Below are 16,404 nucleotides of genomic sequence, written 5' to 3' on the forward strand. Positions count from 1 at the left end.
CTCCCGGCCATCTTCCCTCCATGCGGCACGCCCAGTCCTCGATAGCACGGCCTGCGCTCCGTGGCAGGGCGGCCGGCCTGCTGCAGCGGTTCATGCTGGTGGTCGCACTGGGACTGGGCTGCACCATGGCCGTGGCAGACCCGCCCCGCAGCGGCGCCAGGCAGCCCGCCGGGCCACGCGCGGAAATCCCGCTCGTCCAGGACATTCTGAACATGCCGGTCGGCGACCCGCCCGTCGAGTCCATGCACTGGCCGCAGGCGCTGGAGGCATTGGGCCGTCCCCGCGAGGCCGCCGCCCTGCGCCAGGCACTGCTGCTGCGCTGGCTGGCCAGCCTGCAGCCGACCGGCAACTTCGCTCCGACGACCGAAACCCTGGGCCAGGCCATCGAGTCCGTCGGTTCACCAGACAACACCGCCCGCGCCCGTGATGCCAAGGCCTGGTGGAACGCCCTGCTGGCCCGACAGCTGCGCATCGCACTGCCCGAGGCCAGCGTGCCCATGCCTGACGAGATCGGCAGCCTGCGGGAACGCCTGGTGAGCCTGCGCCCCGGCGTCTGGGTACTGCGCGACAACGCCAGGGCACCCACTGCCAGCCCGACCCCGGGCGTACCGCCCGCACCCGGTGTCTTCGCCCTGGTGGAACTGCGCAACACCGGCAGCAGGGCGCTGGCCCTGGGCCCGTTCGAACTCGAACTGCTGCCGGAGCGGGCTGCGGCCCAAGCCGCCACACCCGCCTGGTCGATGGCCTGCGAGACTCCCCGCTACCAGGCCAAAGCCCCCCTGGCGCCCGACCAGGCCCTGCCCTACCTGTGCCGGGGTCCGGCGCTGCAAGCTGCCGCAGAGGATGCGGGCGCGGTGCTCTTCGCCGCCCAGCAGCAGGGGCGGCTGCGCATCCGGTCCGACGCGCTAGACCGGGAATCCGAGCGCGACGCGCTCGTTACCGCGCTCGCGCAGCCCCGGCAGGACGCGCTGCGCAGCTTTCTGGCGGCCAATGCGTCGTGCGAGCAACGCGGAAACTGCGCCGCACAAGCCCGCGAGACCCGGGCGGGCGCGGCCAAGGCGGCCTCTGCAAGCCAGGCCCGCGAGCGCGATCGCTGGGCCGCCCTGAAATGGTGGGGGGCCCTCCTCGCCGGTGCTGCGGTGTATGTCGCCATGGCCCGCTACATCAGCGTAGCGGCCGCCTCGGTCGCCCTGTTCATTGCGCTGGCCATCCCGGCCTACCATGTCTTCCAGTCGGCGCGCACCATGAACACGGCCGACAACTGGGGCGGTTTTGTCGTGATCCCGATGATGGGCCTGGCCATCCTGGTTCCCCTCGTGGGGCCGCCCATTGCAGCCTGGATCTACCGCACCGCCACCAACCGCCAGGAGCGCCGCCGAACCCTTCTGTCGATCGGCTACGTGGTGGTCACGGTCCTCGCCTTCGCGTTGATCAACCGCATCCTGGACCTGCTGTTCTGACCGGGCTACGCCGGTCCCATTTTTTGCCTCCGCCTTCATGCATCCCCTGACCCACTGGCACATTGCAGCCACACCCCCTTTGCTGGGTGTCTTCACCGACATTGACGACACGCTGACCACCGACGGCGCCATCACGCCCGATGCGCTTGAAGCGCTGCGCGCGTTGCGCGCCGCAGGCCTGCACGTCATCCCTATCACCGGGCGCCCCGTGGGGTGGAGCGAACCCTTTGCGCTGAGCTGGCCCGTCGATGCCATCGTGGCCGAAAACGGTGCCGTCGCCCTGCGCCGCGTGGACGGCCCTGCGGGCCAAACCCTGGCCAAGACCTACCAGCAGGACGGGCCCACCCGCAAGGCCAACTACGCACGCATGCAGGAGGTACTGGCACAGGTGGAGCGCGAGGTGCCGGGGGCCAACCGTGCCACCGACTCCCCGGGCCGCGAGACCGACATCGCCATCGACCACAGCGAGTTCACCCAGCTGCCACAGGGCGCCATCGACGCCGCCGTGCAGCGCATGCGCGCTGCCGGCATGAACGCGACGGTAAGCAGCATCCACATCAATGGCTGGTTTGGCGCACACAACAAGCTCGAAGGCGCCCGCTGGATCGTGCGCGAACTGTTCGGCCGCGACCTTGATGCCGAGATGGACCGCTGGGTCTACGTGGGCGATTCGACCAATGACCAGCTCATGTTCCAGCACTTTGCGCACAGCGTGGGCGTGGCCAATATCGCGCGCTTCGTGCCGCAGTTGGCCCACCTGCCGCGCTACGTGACGGAGGGCGAGCGTGGTGCCGGCTTTGCCGAGGTGGCGCAACGCATCCTCACGCGGATGGCGGCCACCGCCTGACGGGCCAGGCCGCTGCGCACATGTCCCGGCGCAACACCTTCGCTCTGGGTTGGCTCGCCATGGGAGTCGGCGCCTTGGGCGTCTACCTGCTCACGACGCAGTACACGCCGGCCCGCTTTTCCGTGCGCGCGGGTGGCCAGGAGGTGCACGACCGCAGCACGGGCCTGACCTGGCGCCGCTGCGCCGAGGGCATGCCATGGACCGGTGCAGGCTGCGCAGGCGAGCCCCTGGCCCTCACCCAGATCGAAGCGGCGGAACACGCCGCTCAACAGGCAGGCTGGCGCCTGCCCACGGTGCGTGAACTGCACACGCTGGTGGACGAGGCGCGCAGCCACCCCGCCATCGACACCGAGGCGTTTCCCGACACGCCCCCCACATGGTTCTGGAGCGCAAGCCAGGCCAACAGCCGCATCACCCACGCCTGGCTGGTGCACTTCGGCGAAGGCCGGGCCAACATGGCGCTTAAGCTGAACCACATGCCGGCACGCCTCGTGCGCCCCTGAAAGATTTACAGGGTTTTGCTCAGCGTGACGATCACGCGCGATTGGTTGACGGGACCGAAGTAGTCCTTTTTGTTGGCGCCGACCACGGCAGCGCCCAGCGACAGGCCCGAGCCGAAGTCATAGGCACCGCCGACGCTGTAGTCGATGTAGTTGGGGGCCACGATGTCACCGCCGAAGCGCGTGTAGCCCACAGCGGCCTTGAGCGTGATCTTGGGCGCCACTTCCTGGGCGAACGCCAGATTCAGGTAGCCGGTGTTGCGGCCCTTGAAGCCAGGACCGGCGTAGGCAAAGTAATCCTTGGACAGGGTGTGCGAGTACTTGGCCGTCACGGGGCCGAAGGTGGCGGCGCCATAGACTTCGGTGGTGTTGCCGTTGCTGTTGCCGGGGTAGATGTAGGTCAGGGCACCCACGTCCAGGTCGACGGAGCCGGCCTTGAACTTGTAGCCGCCGTAGATGTCGGACTCGATGGAGTTGCGGGGCAGCCAGTCGACGCTGGAGTTCCAGTTGCCGACGTAGAAACCGGATTCGCCGAAGGCGTAGTCGAAGCCGCCCTGGATCGCGGGCTTGATGGCCCGGGCCTTGGAGACATCCTGGTCCTGGCCACGGAACTTGTAGTTCGAGGTCAGGGTTACGCTGCCGGTGAGCTGGGCGCTGGCCAGCAGGGGAAACGCGGCCAGCAGGGCAACAGCGAAAAGGGTGCGGGGAAATTTCATGGAGTGCAATCAAACGCAGATGGACAGGGGCTTGAGCGTAGGCAGGCGCCCATAAAGACCGCATAAAGACTTCGGCACCTGGCGTAAAGCTTTTGCCAGAAATGCCGCCCAGCCACCCGCGCGTACGCACCGCCATGCGATGCAATGGCAAGATCGTTGCCATCCCCCTGCGCCCGGAGCCGACATGCTGATCAACTGCGTTGTCTATGAAAACGGAACCAAGCTTGCCGACATCCCCGTCAGCGAGATCGGCGAGCACATCGCCTTGCCCAATTGCTTCGTCTGGGTGGCCCTGCACGATGCCACCGAACAGGAGCTGGCCGAACTGCAGCAGGCCTTCCACCTGCACCCGCTGGCCATCGAGGATGCCCAGCACGGCCACCAACGGCCCAAGGTGGAGGAGTACGGCGACTCGCTCTTCGTGGTGCTGCACCTGCTGGAGATCGATGGCCTGAACGCCACGCCGGCCCGCATCGGCGAGCTCAATGTCTTCGTGGGCAGCAACTACGTGATCTCGGTGCGCAACCGCAGCGAGCAGGGCTTCACCGACGTGCGCCAGCGCTGCGAGCGCGAGCCCGAACTGCTGGCCACCGGGCCGGGCTTCGTGCTCTACGCGCTGATGGATGCGGTGGTGGACCGCTATTTCCCCGTCATCGACGCGCTCGAAGTCGAGCTGGAGACCATCGAGCAGCAGATCTTCTCGTCCCAGGGCGAGGCGCGCGGCAGTGTGCAGCGGCTGTATGCGCTCAAGCAGCGGCTGACGGTGCTCAAGCATGTGGTGGCACCGCTGCTGGAGAGCGCGGGCAGGCTGCACGGCGGGCGCGTACCGCAACTGTGCAACGCCTCGCAGGAGTATTTTCGCGACGTGGTGGACCACCTGGGCCGCATCAACGCCTCCATCGACTCCATCCGCGACTCCATCGGCACGGCCATTCACGTCAACCTGTCGATGGTGACCATCGAGGACGGCGAGGTCGTCAAGCGCCTGGCCGCCTGGGCCAGCCTGTTCGCGGTGTGCACGGCCTTCGCCGGCATCTGGGGCATGAACTTCGAGCACATGCCCGAGCTCAAGTGGCGCTATGGCTATGCGGCGGCCCTGGCCGCCATCGGCGCTGCGTGCGGTTTCCTGTACTACCGGTTCCGCAAGGCCGGCTGGCTCTGACCCTCTCTGCGCCAAAGGTGCAGAGAGGGTCAGAGCCACCGCCTTCGGGTCAGGACGGCTTGGCCAGCCCCAGCTTCTCGACCAGCGCTTTCTCGCGTGCGAAGGTGTCCTGCGCAAACTTCTGGTAGGCCGAGGTGCTCATGTACATGGGCACCATGTCGTAGCGGGCCAGGGCCGTGCGGTAGCTTTCCTGCTCCATGGCCTTCTTGAAGGCGTCGTGCAGGCGCTTGACCACGGCGTCGGGCGTGCCCTTGGGCGCGCCGATGCCGAACGGCGAGTTCTGCACCAGGTTGAGTCCAAGCTCCTTGAGCGTGGGCGCATCGGGGAACTTGGCCAGGCGCTCGGCCCCCCAGGTGTTGAGCACGCGCAGCTTGCCCGCCTCGACCTGCGGCGCAAAGCCCGTGGAGTCGGCCGCGGCCATGATCTGCCCGCCCAGAATGGACTGCATCAGGTCGGCGCTGCCCTTGTAGGGCACATGCAGCAGTTCCAGCCCCAGTTGCTGGGCAATGAGCTCCATGGTCAGGTGCGGGCTGGTCATGGTGCCGGTGGAGCCGTAGCTGAGCTTGCCGGGATTGGCCTTGGCCCAGGCCACGAAGTGCGTCCAGGTCTTGAGCTGCGAGTCGGCGGGCACCACCAGGCCGAAGGCGTAACCCGTCACGTTGAGCACGTAGGCGATGTCCTTGACCGGGTCCCAGTTGATCTTGGTGGTGTAGGGCAGGCGGAACACACCGAGCGGAATCTGCGCCACGGTGTAGCCATCGGGCGCCGCGCTTTGCAATTGCTGCGCGGGCAGCGTGCCACCGGCACCGGGCTTGTTTTCCACGATCACGGGCTGGCCCAGGATCTTGCCGGCGCTATCGGCCAAGGAGCGCATGGTGATGTCGGTGGGCCCGCCCGCAGGGAAGGCGATCACGAGCTTGATCGGCTTGTTCGGAAAGCTCTGGGCACGGGCCAGCAAAGAGGCGGGCGCGGCCACTGCGGCGGCACCCCACTGGATGATCTGGCGGCGGCGTTGCATGGTGGGATCCTTGAAAGACATAGATCCCTGCATTGGACTGCAGTCCCGCCTGCATGGGCATGCAGGAAACTCCCTAGCTCCTGTCGCCAATGAGGCACACCTTGTCTGGCTCAGGCCTTGTAGGTCGACAGCAGGATGCTGGTCTCGGTGTTGCCGATGCCCGGCGTGAGGCGAATGCGCCCCAGCGCCATGTCGAAGGCCTCCAGGCTCTCGGCCCGCACCTCGGCCACGATGTCCCAGCGGCCATTGGTGCTGTGCAAGGTGCCTACCGTGGGCTCGCCGCGCAGCGCGCGGATGACCTCGGGCGCGGCATTGCCCTCCACGGCGATGCTCATCCAGGCGCGTATGCGCTGGGGCTCCGAATCCGGGCGCAGGCGCACGGTGTAACCGGTGATCACGCCGCTGTCCTCCATCTTGCGCAGGCGGTTCTGCACCGTGCCGCGCGATACGCGCAGCTTTTGCGCGAGCACGGCCACGGGTGTGCGGGCGTCGGTGCGCAGGATGCCGATGATTTCGCGGTCGGTGTCGTCGAGATTGCTCATAGTGATTCAGTGAAGTGGCATTACGCCAATTTTCAGCGCATTTTGACCAGTTTGATGACTGTTGTGTAGCGCGGGCTCCCTGGAGAATTTCCGGCACCGCCCTGCATCCACCCGCCTGACTTCCATGCCCCATCCCTCCGCCCAAGCCCCGTGTGCCGCCGTGATGGTGCGTCCGCGCCGTTTTCACCCCAACCCCGAAACGGCGGCGGACAACGCCTTCCAGTCGCGCGCGGCCCAAACGCGCGACGCCATCGCCCGCAGCGCCCACGCCGAGGTGACCGCCGCCTCGGCCCAACTGCAAGCCGCCGGTGTGCGCGTGCACCTGTTCGACGACACCGGCGAGCGCGATGCGCCGGACGCGGTGTTCCCCAACAACTGGTTTTCCACCCACGCTGGCGGGCATGTGGCCCTGTACCCCATGTTCGCCGAGAGCCGCCGGCGCGAGCGGCGCGCAGACGTGATCGAGATGCTCAAGGCCGAATACCGTGTGCAGGATGTGATCGACTACTCGGGCCTGGAGCAGGACGGCATGTTCCTCGAAGGCACCGGTGCCATGGTGCTCGACCACATCGCGCGCGTGGCCTACACCGCGCAGTCGAACCGCGCCAACCCGGTGGCGCTGGAGCGCTTTTGCACCCACTTCAACTACGAGCCCATGGCCTTCGCCACGGCCGATGCGCAGGGCCGGCCCTGCTACCACACCAATGTGATGCTGTGCATCGGCACCGACTTTGCGCTGGGTGGCTTCCACCTGATCAGCGACCCAGCGCGCCGCCAGGCCGTACGGGATCGCCTCGCCGAATCGGGCCGCGCGCTGGTGGAGCTGAACGCGCAGCAGATCGGCGACTTCGCGGGCAACGCACTGGAGCTCTCGGGCGCGCAGGGGCGGGTGCTGGCGCTGTCGGCGCGCGCAGCGGCCAGCCTCACCGCCGAGCAGAAAGCCGTGATCAAGCGCAGCGCCGCCCTGCTCCCCCTGGCCGTTCCCACCATCGAACTCGCTGGAGGTTCGGTGCGCTGCATGCTGGCAGGCATCCACCTGGCGCGCAGGTGACAGCCTCGCGCTCCATGCGGTCTAGGATGAACGGCGCCGCAGGATCGACCCAACCACAACGACCGCAGGAGACACGACACCATGGCCACTGCCTTTTCCACCCTGATATCGGGCTACAGCTTTCTCGAGGCGCCGCGCTGGCGCGACGGCCGCCTCTGGCTGTCGGACTTCTACACGCACCAGGTGATCGCCACCGACATGGCGGGCCAGGTGGAAAAGATCACCGAGGTGCCAGGGCAGCCCTCGGGCCTGGGCTGGCTGCCAGATGGGCGGTTGCTGGTGGTCTCCATGCGCGACCGCCGTCTGATGCGCCTGGAGACCGACGGCACGCTGGTACAGCACGCCGACCTGTCGACCATTGCCACGGCCAACACCAATGACATGGTGGTGGACCGGCATGGCAATGCCTATGTGGGCAATTTCGGCTTCGACCTGATGAGCGGCGCCACGGTGAGCACTGCGCGCCTGGCGCGGGTGGCGCCCGATGGCACCGTGAGCGTGGTGGCCGACGGCCTGTTCTTCCCCAACGGCGCGATGATCACGCCCGACGGCGGCACCCTGATCGTGGCGGAGACGCTGGGCAACCGGCTCTCCGCCTTCAGCATAGCGGCCGACGGCAGCCTGGGGCCGCGCCGCGACTGGGCCACGTTTGCCCCCGCGCCCGAGGGCCAGGAGCTTTCGGCCGTGATGGCCCAGCTCAAGGTGGCGCCCGATGGCGCAACGCTCGACGCCGAAGGCGCCGTCTGGGCCGCAGACGCCCTGGGCCACCGCGTCCTGCGCGTGGCTGAAGGCGGCAAGGTGCTGGCCGAGATTTCCACCGGTGACATGGGCGTCTACGCCTGCACGCTGGGCGGGCCGGACGGCAAGACCCTGTTCCTGTGCACCGCCCCCGACTTTGCCGAGCATGCACGCAAGGCCGCCCGCGAAGCCGCGATCTGGACCACCCAGGTGGATGTACCCGGCGCAGGCTGGTAGCAAGCCCAGGCCCTGTTCAGCGCGGCGGTGCCTCGGCGTGCAGCTGCGCGTCACAGCCCACCCCGGCGGCAATCGAGCGCCGGGCCCACGCGGCCATGGCCCGCACCAGCCAAGGATGGGTAAAGCCGGTCACCCCGCCCGGATCGGCCACCATGCCGCACAGATAGCGGCCCTCGCCATCGCTCCAGCGCAACGCTGCGCACGCGCCGGTACGGCGGCGCGACACCAGCACACCCAGCGGGCAGGGCTCCGCCAGGCAGCACAGGCCGCAGCCATTGCAGGGCGCACCCTGTGCCGGCTTGGGCGGCGCCTCGGGGTGCAACCACACCACTTGGGGCGACGAATAAGGAGGCGAGGGCAGCATGGGGGTGACAAGGGAATGCCACTCCATTGTGACGGCGTTGCCGAAAAAAAGAGACCCCGTCCACCACCAGGATAAACGGGGCCAATGACCGGTGGGAGGGGACTCGCCGGCCGAGGGGGGAAACAAATTAGAGGAGGATGGTGCGCGGGTCAGCAGCCGAAAGGACGGTTGGGGCGCATGGGAATGACGCCGCTGACCTGCAGGGTGTTGCCCGAAGCGTCGGTGGCCGTGAGCGTTTTGCTGGTCAGGCGCACCTGGTTGGCGTCACGCGCTACCGCGGTGTCCACCGGGTCGCCATTGCTGTATTCCTTGCCGGCAAATGTCACGAAGATCTGGTGCAGGCCGGTGGCATCAGGGCGGTAGCGCACGTCACCGAAGGCGGTTTCGCTGGAGCCCACCTTGTTCGCACCATCGAAGCGGAAGGTGCACAGCTCGGGTACTGAGCCCACGGGGTTTTTCTTGTCGACCTCGGTCAGGTTGAGTGCGCCGTTGCCATACACGCCATTGAGCCCAGGCAGAGTGGCGTTGCCCACCGTGAGCACGCCAGGTTCGTTGCTGGGCGTGGGATCGTCGCTGTTGCCCCCACCGCAGGCGACGAGCAGCGCGCTGGCGGCAGCAATCGCAGAACAGGTCTTGAGAAGGGTGTTCATGGCGGGCAGCTTTGTCTAGTGTTGGTAGCGCCATCGTAGGAGCGAGTTCCCACCGGCGACGTGCGCCAATGCCCATGCCCTGCGTAGGATCTGCGCCTACAGGCACGCCACCCATGCAACAAAAAAGCCCGCTTCCCATAGGGAGGCGGGCCAACAAGCCGGTAGAGGGGGCAACCGGGAATCCCGGTGCGGGCAGGCGATGTCCGCGCCACCAGGTCAGCAATTGGCATTGCGGGTGGTGTGCAGGGGAATGATGGCCGTCAGCTTCAGGGTATCGGTGGATCCGTCGGTCGCCGTCATGGTCTTGCTGGTGAAACGCACCAGGTTGCCCGAGCGGTCCACCAGGGTGTCCACGGAGTCGCCGCTGGCGTATTCCTTGCCGTTGAAGGTCAGGAAGGCGAAATACAGACCGGTGGCCGAAGGGCGGTAGGTGATCTTGCCGAAGGCGGTGGAAACGGCTGGGGCCGCGTCAGTGAGCGAAACGGGTGCGGTGATGTTGCCCACCACAGCGGCCTGCGAGGTGGACGCAGCAACGATGGACACAGGCGTGCTGGTCGTGCCCACCGTCGCGGTACCGGTCGTCCCCGTGGCGGCGCTGGCAGTGGCGGTAGCGTCCACCTTGTCTGCTCCCTTGAACTGGTAGGCACACACGGCAGGCTTCACACCCATCGCTTGCTGGTAGTACACCTCGGTCAGCGTGAGTTGCCCGCTGCCGTAAACGCCGTTGAGGCTGGGAACGGTTGCATCGGTGACCGTCAGAACGCCGGGCTCGGTGCTGGGATCGGGGTCGGCGGCGAGGGCGACTTCGCTGCTGCTGGTGCTGCTGAAACTGCCGCTACCGCCGCCACCGCCACCACCGCCGCAGGCGGTGAGCAGTACGGATACGAGGGCCAGGGCAGTCAGGGTTTTGGTGTTTGAGGTCATGGCAGTAGGCGGGTAGTTAGGGGTGGATCAGGGCTTTTGGGCTTGGCGCCTATCCGCCGTTACCCATGAAACGAAGAGTAGGTTTTCCGCCTTCTTCGCCACGTGCGCCGAGTTCCGCGCCTACCGTAGGACGTCACCCAACCCAAACGTGGGCCCTGCCCTTGTCTCCTGTCCCCATCCCAGCCCCTGCGTCAGAGGCCCGCGCACTGTCCCCTCAACCCCCTCAGCGCGCCAGCACCGGCGCCAGCGCCACCCCCGTGTGCGTGCCCATTTGCACCACCGCTTCAGGCGCCGCGGCGGCCACGATGCGGCCACCCTCCTTGCCCCCTTCGGGTCCCAGGTCGATGATCCAGTCGGCCTCGGCGATCACGTCCAGGTCGTGCTCGATCACCACCACGCTGTGCCCGCCATCAACCAGGCGGTGCAGCACGCGGATGAGCTTGTCCACGTCGGCCATGTGCAGGCCCACCGTGGGTTCGTCGAGCACATAGAGCGTGTGCGGTGCCTTCTGCCCACGGCGGCCCACCTCGTCGCGCACCTTGGTCAGCTCGGTCACGAGCTTGATGCGCTGCGCCTCGCCGCCCGAGAGCGTGGGCGAAGGCTGGCCCAGCGTGAGGTATCCCAGGCCCACGTCCTTGAGCAGTTGCAGCGGGTGCGCAATGCTGGGCATGGCGGCGAAGAAGTCCACGGCTTCGTCCACCTCCATCTGCAGCACGTCGCCGATGCTCTTGCCGCGCCAAGTCACGGCCAGCGTCTCGGGGTTGAAACGCGCGCCGTGGCAGGCCTCGCAAGGCACCTTCACGTCGGGCAGGAAGCTCATGGCGATGGTGCGGATGCCCTGCCCTTCGCAGGTCGGGCAGCGGCCCTCGCCGGTGTTGAAGCTGAAGCGCCCGGCGGCATAGCCGCGCGCCTTGGCCTCCAGCGTCTCGGCAAACAGCTTGCGGATGGTGTCCCAGAAGCCGATGTAGGTGGCGGGGCAGGAGCGTGGCGTCTTGCCGATGGGGGTCTGGTCCACTTCCAGCACCCGGTCCACCGACTCGAAGCCCGCCAGGCCCGTGCAACCCACCAGGGCCGGGGCCTTGCCCGCATCCATGGCGTCGCGCCCGGCCTTGGTCGAGCGCTGCTGCACCCAGGCCTGCACATTGGTCAGCAGCACGTCGCGCGCCAGCGTGGACTTGCCCGAGCCGCTCACGCCGGTGACTGCCACCAGGCGGTGCAGCGGCACGGTGGCCGTGACGTTCTGCAGGTTGTGCAGGTGCGCGCCATGCACGGTGAGCCAGCGGATGGCGGCACGCGCCTTGGCATCGTCCAGCGCCTGTGCAGTGAGCGCTGCGGCCTGCGCGGCGCGCTTCTTCACCGCCGCGCTTTGCCGGCCCTTGGGCGTATCCACGGGATCGCCCAAGGCGGCATCGGCGGCGCTCAGCGCGCTCGGCAGCATGCTGCGGCGCAGCTGCAGCGGGTGCTTCATGGCGTGCAGCAGGTAGCGGCCGGTCTGCGAATCTTCGGCGGCCGTGATGTCGGCCACGCTGCCCTGCGCCACCAGGCGGCCGCCGCGCTTGCCCGCGCTCGGGCCGATGTCGATGATGTGGTCGGCACGGCGGATGGTGTCTTCGTCATGCTCCACCACCACCAGCGTGTTGCCCTTGTCGCCGAGCTTGTGCAGCGCGTTGAGCAAAATCTGGTTGTCGCGCGCATGCAGGCCGATGGTGGGCTCGTCGAGCACGTAGCACACGCCCTGCAGGTTGCTGCCCAGCTGCGCCGCCAGGCGGATGCGCTGCGCCTCGCCGCCCGAGAGCGTGGGGGCGCCGCGGTCCAGCGTGAGGTAGCCCAGGCCCACCTCTTCGAGGAATTCGAGGCGGCTCTTGATCTCGGGCACCAGGTCGCGCGCAATGTCTGCCTCGCGCCGGCTCATGCCGCCTTCGATCTGCAGCGTCTCGACCCAGCGGCGCACGTCGGTGACCGACAGGGCCGCGATGTCGGTGATGCCGATGCCCGCAAAGCGCACGGCGCGCGCTGTGGGGTTCAGGCGCGTGCCCTGGCAGCCGGGGCAGGCGGTGTCGGCCAGGTCTTCGACCTCGGGCTCGGCAAAGGTCTGCTCACGGCCTTTTTCCTTGTCGTCCTGCACCGAGTCGTCGAAGACCTTGCGCTGGTCCTTGGTGAGCTTCACGCCCGTGCCTACGCAGTCGGGGCACCAGCCGTGCTTGCTGTTGTAGCTGAACAGGCGCGGGTCGAGTTCGGCATACGAGGTGGCGCACACCGGGCAGGCGCGCTTGGTCGAGAAAGCCTGCAACGTGCCGATGGCCGCCGTGGGCGTGCCGGCGACCATGGCCTCGCGCAGTCCTTCGAGGCTGCTGAGCACATGCACCACGCCTTTGCCGTGCGTGAGCGCCTGGGCCAGCGATTCGCGCAGCAGCGCCTCGCCCTCGGCCGACACGTCGATGCTGGCCACGGGCAGTTCGATGGTGTGCTCCTTGAAGCGGTCGATGCGCGGGAAACCCGTGGTTGGCAAAAAGTTGCCATCCACCCGCAGGTGCGTGTAGCCACGCGGGCGCGCCCAGTCGGCCAGCTCGGTGTACACGCCCTTGCGGTTCATCACCAGCGGCGCCAGCAGACCGATATGCTGGCCGCGGAAAGTGCGCATCAGCTGCGCGGCAATGCTCTCGGGCGTCTGCGGCTGCACGGCCGCGCCGTCCTTCACGCAGTGCTGCGTGCCGAGCTTGACATACAAAAGGCGCAAAAAGTGCCAGACCTCGGTGGTGGTGCCCACGGTGGACTTGCGCCCGCCGCGCGACAGGCGCTGCTCGATGGCCACGGTGGGTGGGATGCCGTAGACGGCATCCACCTCGGGCCGGCCCGCCGGCTGCACGATGCTGCGCGCATAGGCGTTGAGCGATTCGAGGTAGCGGCGCTGGCCTTCGTTGAACAGGATGTCGAACGCCAGCGTGGACTTGCCCGAGCCGCTGACCCCCGTCACCACGTTGAAGCGGCCACGCGGGATGTCCACGCTCAGGTTCTTGAGGTTGTGCTCCTTGGCGTTGATGATCTCGATGGCGTTTTTGGCGGTGTTGGCCTGGCCGGTATGGGCCAGGCGCTGCTGGTTGCGCAGCACCGCCGCCTTCTCGTGCACCGAATGGCCGCCGGCGCCCAAGGTCAGTTCGTAGTCGCGCAGCGCCTGCCCGGTGTGCGAGGTGGCATGCTGGCGCACGTCCTCGGGTGTGCCCTCGGCCACCACCAGGCCGCCGCCGTCGCCGCCTTCGGGGCCCAGGTCGATGAGCCAGTCGCTGGCGCGGATCACGTCCAGGTTGTGCTCGATCACGATCAGCGAGTGGCCCGCGTCGATGAGCTTGCGCAGGGCGCGCATGAGCTTGGCGATGTCGTCGAAGTGAAGGCCCGTGGTGGGCTCGTCGAACAGGAACAGCGTGCCCTTGCGCGCAATGGCCTGGCGCGACTTGGCCGCCGTGCGCGCCGCCTCGGCCAGAAAGCCAGCGAGCTTCAGGCGCTGTGCCTCGCCACCCGACAGCGTGGGCACGGGCTGGCCCAGGGCCACGTACTCGAGCCCCACGTCGACAATGGGCTGCAGCGCACGGATCACGTCGCGGTCGCTGGCGAACAGGTCGGCGGCTTCGGCCACGGTGAGGGCCAGCACGTCGGCCACGTTGAGCGCGCGGCCACCGCGCTCGATGGTGATCTCCAGGATCTCGGGGCGGTAGCGCTTGCCATCGCAATCGGGGCAGCGCAGGTACACGTCGGAAAGGAACTGCATCTCCACATGCTCGAAGCCCGATCCGCCGCAGGTCGGGCAGCGCCCATCGCCGCTGTTGAAACTGAACTTGGCGGCGGTGTAGCTGCGCTGCCTGGCCAGGGGCGCCACAGCGAACAGCTCGCGGACGCTGTCCCACGCGCCCACGTAGCTCACGGGGTTGGAGCGCGCAGTCTTGCCGATGGGCGACTGGTCCACGAACACCACGTCCGACAGGTGGTCGGCGCCGAGCATGCGGTCGTGCGCGCCCGGCGAATCGGTGGCCTTGCCGAAGTGGCGCAGCAGCGCAGGGGCCAGCACGTCCTGGATCAGGCTCGACTTGCCCGAGCCGCTGACGCCGGTGACGGTGACCAGGCGCTGCAGCGGGAACTCCACCGACACATCCTTCAGGTTGTGCTCGCGCGCCCCTTCGAGCACCAGGCGCGGCGTGGCCTCGGTCACCATGCGCTTGAAGCCGAAGCCCACGTGCTTGCGCCCGCTCAGGTAGGCACCCGTGAGGGTGTCGGCATGGCGCAGGTCGGCCGTGGTGCCGTCGAACACGATCTGCCCGCCCAGGCGGCCCGGGCCGGGGCCCATGTCGATCATGCGGTCGGCGGCGAGCATCACGGCGGGGTCGTGCTCGACCACCACCAGGGTGTTGCCCGCATCGCGCAGGCGCAGCATGGCCTCGGTGATGCGGTGCATGTCGCGCGGGTGCAGGCCGATGCTGGGCTCGTCGAGCACGAACAGGGTGTTGACCAGCGAAGTACCCAGCGCGGTGGTCAGGTTGATGCGCTGCACCTCGCCGCCGCTCAAGGTGCGGCTTTGCCGGTCGAGCGTGAGGTAGCCGATGCCCACGTCGCACAGGTATTTGAGGCGCGTGGTGATCTCCTCGAACAACAGCTTGAGCGCTTGGGCATCGCCTTCGTTGCCTTGCCCGCCAGCGGCCACGAAGTCGATGCGGTCGAAAAAGCGCCGCAGCCGGTCGATGGGCAGCAGCATCAGGTCGTGCAGGCACAGGCCCGGCAAGGCTTCAAGCTGGGCGCGGCTCCATTGCACGCCCTCGGGCATGAAGCGCAGGCCGGGCTCGAGCACCGCATCGGCCGCGTCCTTGCTGCCGATGCGCCACTGCAGGCTCTCGGTCTTGAGGCGCGCCCCGGCACAGGTGGGGCATGGGGTGTAGCTGCGGTACTTGGACAGCAGCACCCGGATGTGCATCTTGTAGGCCTTGCTCTCCAGGTATTCGAAGAAGCGCTTGATGCCGTACCACTGCTTGCTCCACTGCCCGTCCTTGTAGCCGGGCGTGCCGCCGATGACCCACTTCTTCTGGTCCTCGGTCAGCTTGTACCAGGGCGTGTCGCGCGGCACACCTGCCGCCTCGGCGTGGCGCATGAGGTCGTCCTGCGCCTCTTTCCATGCCGGGGTCTGGATGGTCTTGATGGCGCCAGCGCGCAAGGTGAGCTTGTCGTTGGGGATCACCAGGCCGTAGTCCACCCCGATCACGCGGCCGAAGCCGCGGCAGGTCTCGCAGGCGCCCACGGCGGAGTTGAAAGAAAACATCGACGGGATCGGGTCGCTGTAGCGCAGGTCGCTGTCGGGGCAGTGCAGCCCGGTGGAAAAGCGCCACAGCTCGGGCTCGGCCTCGGGCGCATCGGCCAGGCGGTAGACATTGAGGCGCCCGGTGCCGCGCTTCAAGGCCACCTCGATGGCCTCGATCACGCGCGCCTTCTCGGCGTTGCCCAGGCGAAAACGGTCGGCCACCACGTCCAGCAGCTTGCGCGGGCCGGTGGGCGTGGCCACCTCGCGCTCGGCCTGCACCTTGGTGAAGCCGCTGGCAGACAGCCACTGCTCGACCTGGTCGGCCGAGGTGTTGGCGGGCAGCTCGACCGGGAAGGTGAGCACGACACGCGGATCACCGCCTGCGGCGCAGCGGCGCTGCAGCTCGGCGTAGATGGTTTCGGGGCTGTCGTGGCGCACGGGCTGGGCGGTCTCGCGGTCGAACAGCTGGCCGGCGCGCGCGAACAGCAGCTTCAGGTGGTCGTTGAGCTCGGTCATCGTGCCCACGGTGGAGCGCGAGCTGCGCACCGGGTTGGTCTGGTCGATGGCGATGGCCGGCGGCACGCCTTCGACCTTGTCCACGGCCGGCTTGTCCATGCGGTCCAGGAACTGGCGCGCATAGGCACTGAAGGTCTCCACGTAGCGCCGCTGACCCTCGGCGTACAGGGTGTCGAACACCAGGCTGGACTTGCCCGAGCCGCTGGGCCCCGTGACCACCGTGAGCTCCCCGGTGCGGATGTCCAGATCCAGGTTCTTGAGGTTGTGCTGGCGTGCGCCGCGGATACGGATCAGTCCCTGGGTCATGGAGGCAGTCTTTCGAGGGTGAGGCGGGACATTCTAGGCACCGCCACGGGCTTCGTCCGGCGCCTGCGCAATAGCCCCTGATGGCGCATCTGCTG

General features: G+C 67.9%; 13 protein-coding genes. 6 read left to right on the plus strand and 7 right to left on the minus strand.

Annotated elements, in window-relative coordinates:
* The first annotated feature begins 92 nt into the window (after positions 1-92).
* The 3 genes from ACSQ3Y_RS30225 to ACSQ3Y_RS30235 are packed head-to-tail and all read left to right on the plus strand — an operon-like array spanning position 93 to position 2,810.
* Positions 93-1,460 (plus strand): hypothetical protein, encoded by a 1,368-nt coding sequence (locus tag ACSQ3Y_RS30225; RefSeq protein WP_436179845.1) that lies wholly within the window; start codon positions 93-95, stop codon positions 1,458-1,460.
* Positions 1,461-1,497: 37 nt separating this feature from the next.
* Positions 1,498-2,307: an HAD-IIB family hydrolase gene (locus tag ACSQ3Y_RS30230; RefSeq protein WP_436179846.1), complete on the plus strand. Its 810-nt coding sequence runs from the start codon at positions 1,498-1,500 to the stop codon at positions 2,305-2,307.
* A gap of 20 nt (positions 2,308-2,327) precedes the next feature.
* Positions 2,328-2,810 carry a DUF1566 domain-containing protein gene (locus ACSQ3Y_RS30235; protein WP_436179847.1) on the plus strand — a complete coding sequence of 161 codons (483 nt, stop codon included), beginning with the start codon at positions 2,328-2,330 and terminating at the stop codon, positions 2,808-2,810.
* Positions 2,811-2,815: 5 nt separating this feature from the next.
* Here the strand turns inward: ACSQ3Y_RS30235 and ACSQ3Y_RS30240 are convergent, their stop codons facing one another.
* Positions 2,816-3,523 (minus strand): TorF family putative porin, encoded by a 708-nt coding sequence (locus ACSQ3Y_RS30240; RefSeq protein WP_436179848.1) that lies wholly within the window; start codon positions 3,521-3,523, stop codon positions 2,816-2,818.
* Positions 3,524-3,707: 184 nt separating this feature from the next.
* On the opposite strand from ACSQ3Y_RS30240, the gene ACSQ3Y_RS30245 reads away from it, so the two are divergent.
* Complete coding sequence (locus ACSQ3Y_RS30245) at positions 3,708-4,685, plus strand: magnesium and cobalt transport protein CorA (protein ID WP_436179849.1); 978 nt, start codon at positions 3,708-3,710, stop codon at positions 4,683-4,685.
* Positions 4,686-4,734: 49 nt separating this feature from the next.
* Here the strand turns inward: ACSQ3Y_RS30245 and ACSQ3Y_RS30250 are convergent, their stop codons facing one another.
* Together ACSQ3Y_RS30250 and ACSQ3Y_RS30255 are read right to left on the minus strand one after the other, a co-directional pair.
* The gene (locus ACSQ3Y_RS30250; protein ID WP_057202438.1) at positions 4,735-5,703 is read right to left on the minus strand and encodes a tripartite tricarboxylate transporter substrate binding protein; all 969 of its coding nucleotides are present in this window, start codon (positions 5,701-5,703) and stop codon (positions 4,735-4,737) included.
* 110 nt (positions 5,704-5,813) lie between these two features.
* Positions 5,814-6,245: an Lrp/AsnC family transcriptional regulator gene (locus ACSQ3Y_RS30255; RefSeq protein ID WP_057201577.1), complete on the minus strand. Its 432-nt coding sequence runs from the start codon at positions 6,243-6,245 to the stop codon at positions 5,814-5,816.
* A gap of 124 nt (positions 6,246-6,369) precedes the next feature.
* Between ACSQ3Y_RS30255 and ctlX the strand changes: the two genes are divergently transcribed.
* Together ctlX and ACSQ3Y_RS30265 are read left to right on the plus strand one after the other, a co-directional pair.
* On the plus strand, positions 6,370-7,296 hold the full coding sequence (ctlX, locus tag ACSQ3Y_RS30260) for a citrulline utilization hydrolase CtlX (RefSeq protein WP_436179850.1): 927 nt from the start codon (positions 6,370-6,372) through the stop codon (positions 7,294-7,296).
* 81 nt (positions 7,297-7,377) lie between these two features.
* Positions 7,378-8,271: an SMP-30/gluconolactonase/LRE family protein gene (locus tag ACSQ3Y_RS30265; protein ID WP_436179851.1), complete on the plus strand. Its 894-nt coding sequence runs from the start codon at positions 7,378-7,380 to the stop codon at positions 8,269-8,271.
* Between the two features lie 16 nt (positions 8,272-8,287).
* Here ACSQ3Y_RS30265 and ACSQ3Y_RS30270 read toward each other — a convergent pair whose 3' ends face one another.
* The 4 genes from ACSQ3Y_RS30270 to uvrA form a co-directional block, all read right to left on the minus strand.
* Entirely contained in the window at positions 8,288-8,635 is a 348-nt protein-coding gene (locus tag ACSQ3Y_RS30270) for a hypothetical protein (RefSeq protein ID WP_436179852.1), read from the minus strand.
* 149 nt (positions 8,636-8,784) lie between these two features.
* Positions 8,785-9,285: a hypothetical protein gene (locus ACSQ3Y_RS30275; protein WP_436179853.1), complete on the minus strand. Its 501-nt coding sequence runs from the start codon at positions 9,283-9,285 to the stop codon at positions 8,785-8,787.
* 216 nt (positions 9,286-9,501) lie between these two features.
* On the minus strand, positions 9,502-10,209 hold the full coding sequence (locus ACSQ3Y_RS30280; protein WP_436179854.1) for a hypothetical protein: 708 nt from the start codon (positions 10,207-10,209) through the stop codon (positions 9,502-9,504).
* A gap of 223 nt (positions 10,210-10,432) precedes the next feature.
* Positions 10,433-16,309 (minus strand): excinuclease ABC subunit UvrA, encoded by a 5,877-nt coding sequence (gene uvrA / locus ACSQ3Y_RS30285; protein ID WP_436179855.1) that lies wholly within the window; start codon positions 16,307-16,309, stop codon positions 10,433-10,435.
* Positions 16,310-16,404: the final 95 nt, after the last annotated feature.

The sequence above is a fragment of the Acidovorax sp. LjRoot66 genome, assembly GCF_964253305.1.
In the GTDB taxonomy this organism is placed as follows: Bacteria; Pseudomonadota; Gammaproteobacteria; order Burkholderiales; family Burkholderiaceae_C; genus Acidovorax.

Coding starts and splice junctions, on each gene's coding strand:
- ACSQ3Y_RS30265 (WP_436179851.1), top strand. CDS start 7,378: ATGGCCACTGCCTTTTCCACCCTGATATCGGGCTACAGCTTTCTCGAG.
- ACSQ3Y_RS30255 (WP_057201577.1), bottom strand. CDS start 6,245: ATGAGCAATCTCGACGACACCGACCGCGAAATCATCGGCATCCTGCGC.
- ACSQ3Y_RS30250 (WP_057202438.1), bottom strand. CDS start 5,703: ATGCAACGCCGCCGCCAGATCATCCAGTGGGGTGCCGCCGCAGTGGCC.
- ACSQ3Y_RS30235 (WP_436179847.1), top strand. CDS start 2,328: ATGTCCCGGCGCAACACCTTCGCTCTGGGTTGGCTCGCCATGGGAGTC.
- ACSQ3Y_RS30270 (WP_436179852.1), bottom strand. CDS start 8,635: ATGCTGCCCTCGCCTCCTTATTCGTCGCCCCAAGTGGTGTGGTTGCAC.
- ACSQ3Y_RS30280 (WP_436179854.1), bottom strand. CDS start 10,209: ATGACCTCAAACACCAAAACCCTGACTGCCCTGGCCCTCGTATCCGTA.
- ctlX (WP_436179850.1), top strand. CDS start 6,370: ATGCCCCATCCCTCCGCCCAAGCCCCGTGTGCCGCCGTGATGGTGCGT.
- ACSQ3Y_RS30225 (WP_436179845.1), top strand. CDS start 93: ATGCTGGTGGTCGCACTGGGACTGGGCTGCACCATGGCCGTGGCAGAC.
- ACSQ3Y_RS30275 (WP_436179853.1), bottom strand. CDS start 9,285: ATGAACACCCTTCTCAAGACCTGTTCTGCGATTGCTGCCGCCAGCGCG.
- ACSQ3Y_RS30245 (WP_436179849.1), top strand. CDS start 3,708: ATGCTGATCAACTGCGTTGTCTATGAAAACGGAACCAAGCTTGCCGAC.
- ACSQ3Y_RS30240 (WP_436179848.1), bottom strand. CDS start 3,523: ATGAAATTTCCCCGCACCCTTTTCGCTGTTGCCCTGCTGGCCGCGTTT.
- uvrA (WP_436179855.1), bottom strand. CDS start 16,309: ATGACCCAGGGACTGATCCGTATCCGCGGCGCACGCCAGCACAACCTC.
- ACSQ3Y_RS30230 (WP_436179846.1), top strand. CDS start 1,498: ATGCATCCCCTGACCCACTGGCACATTGCAGCCACACCCCCTTTGCTG.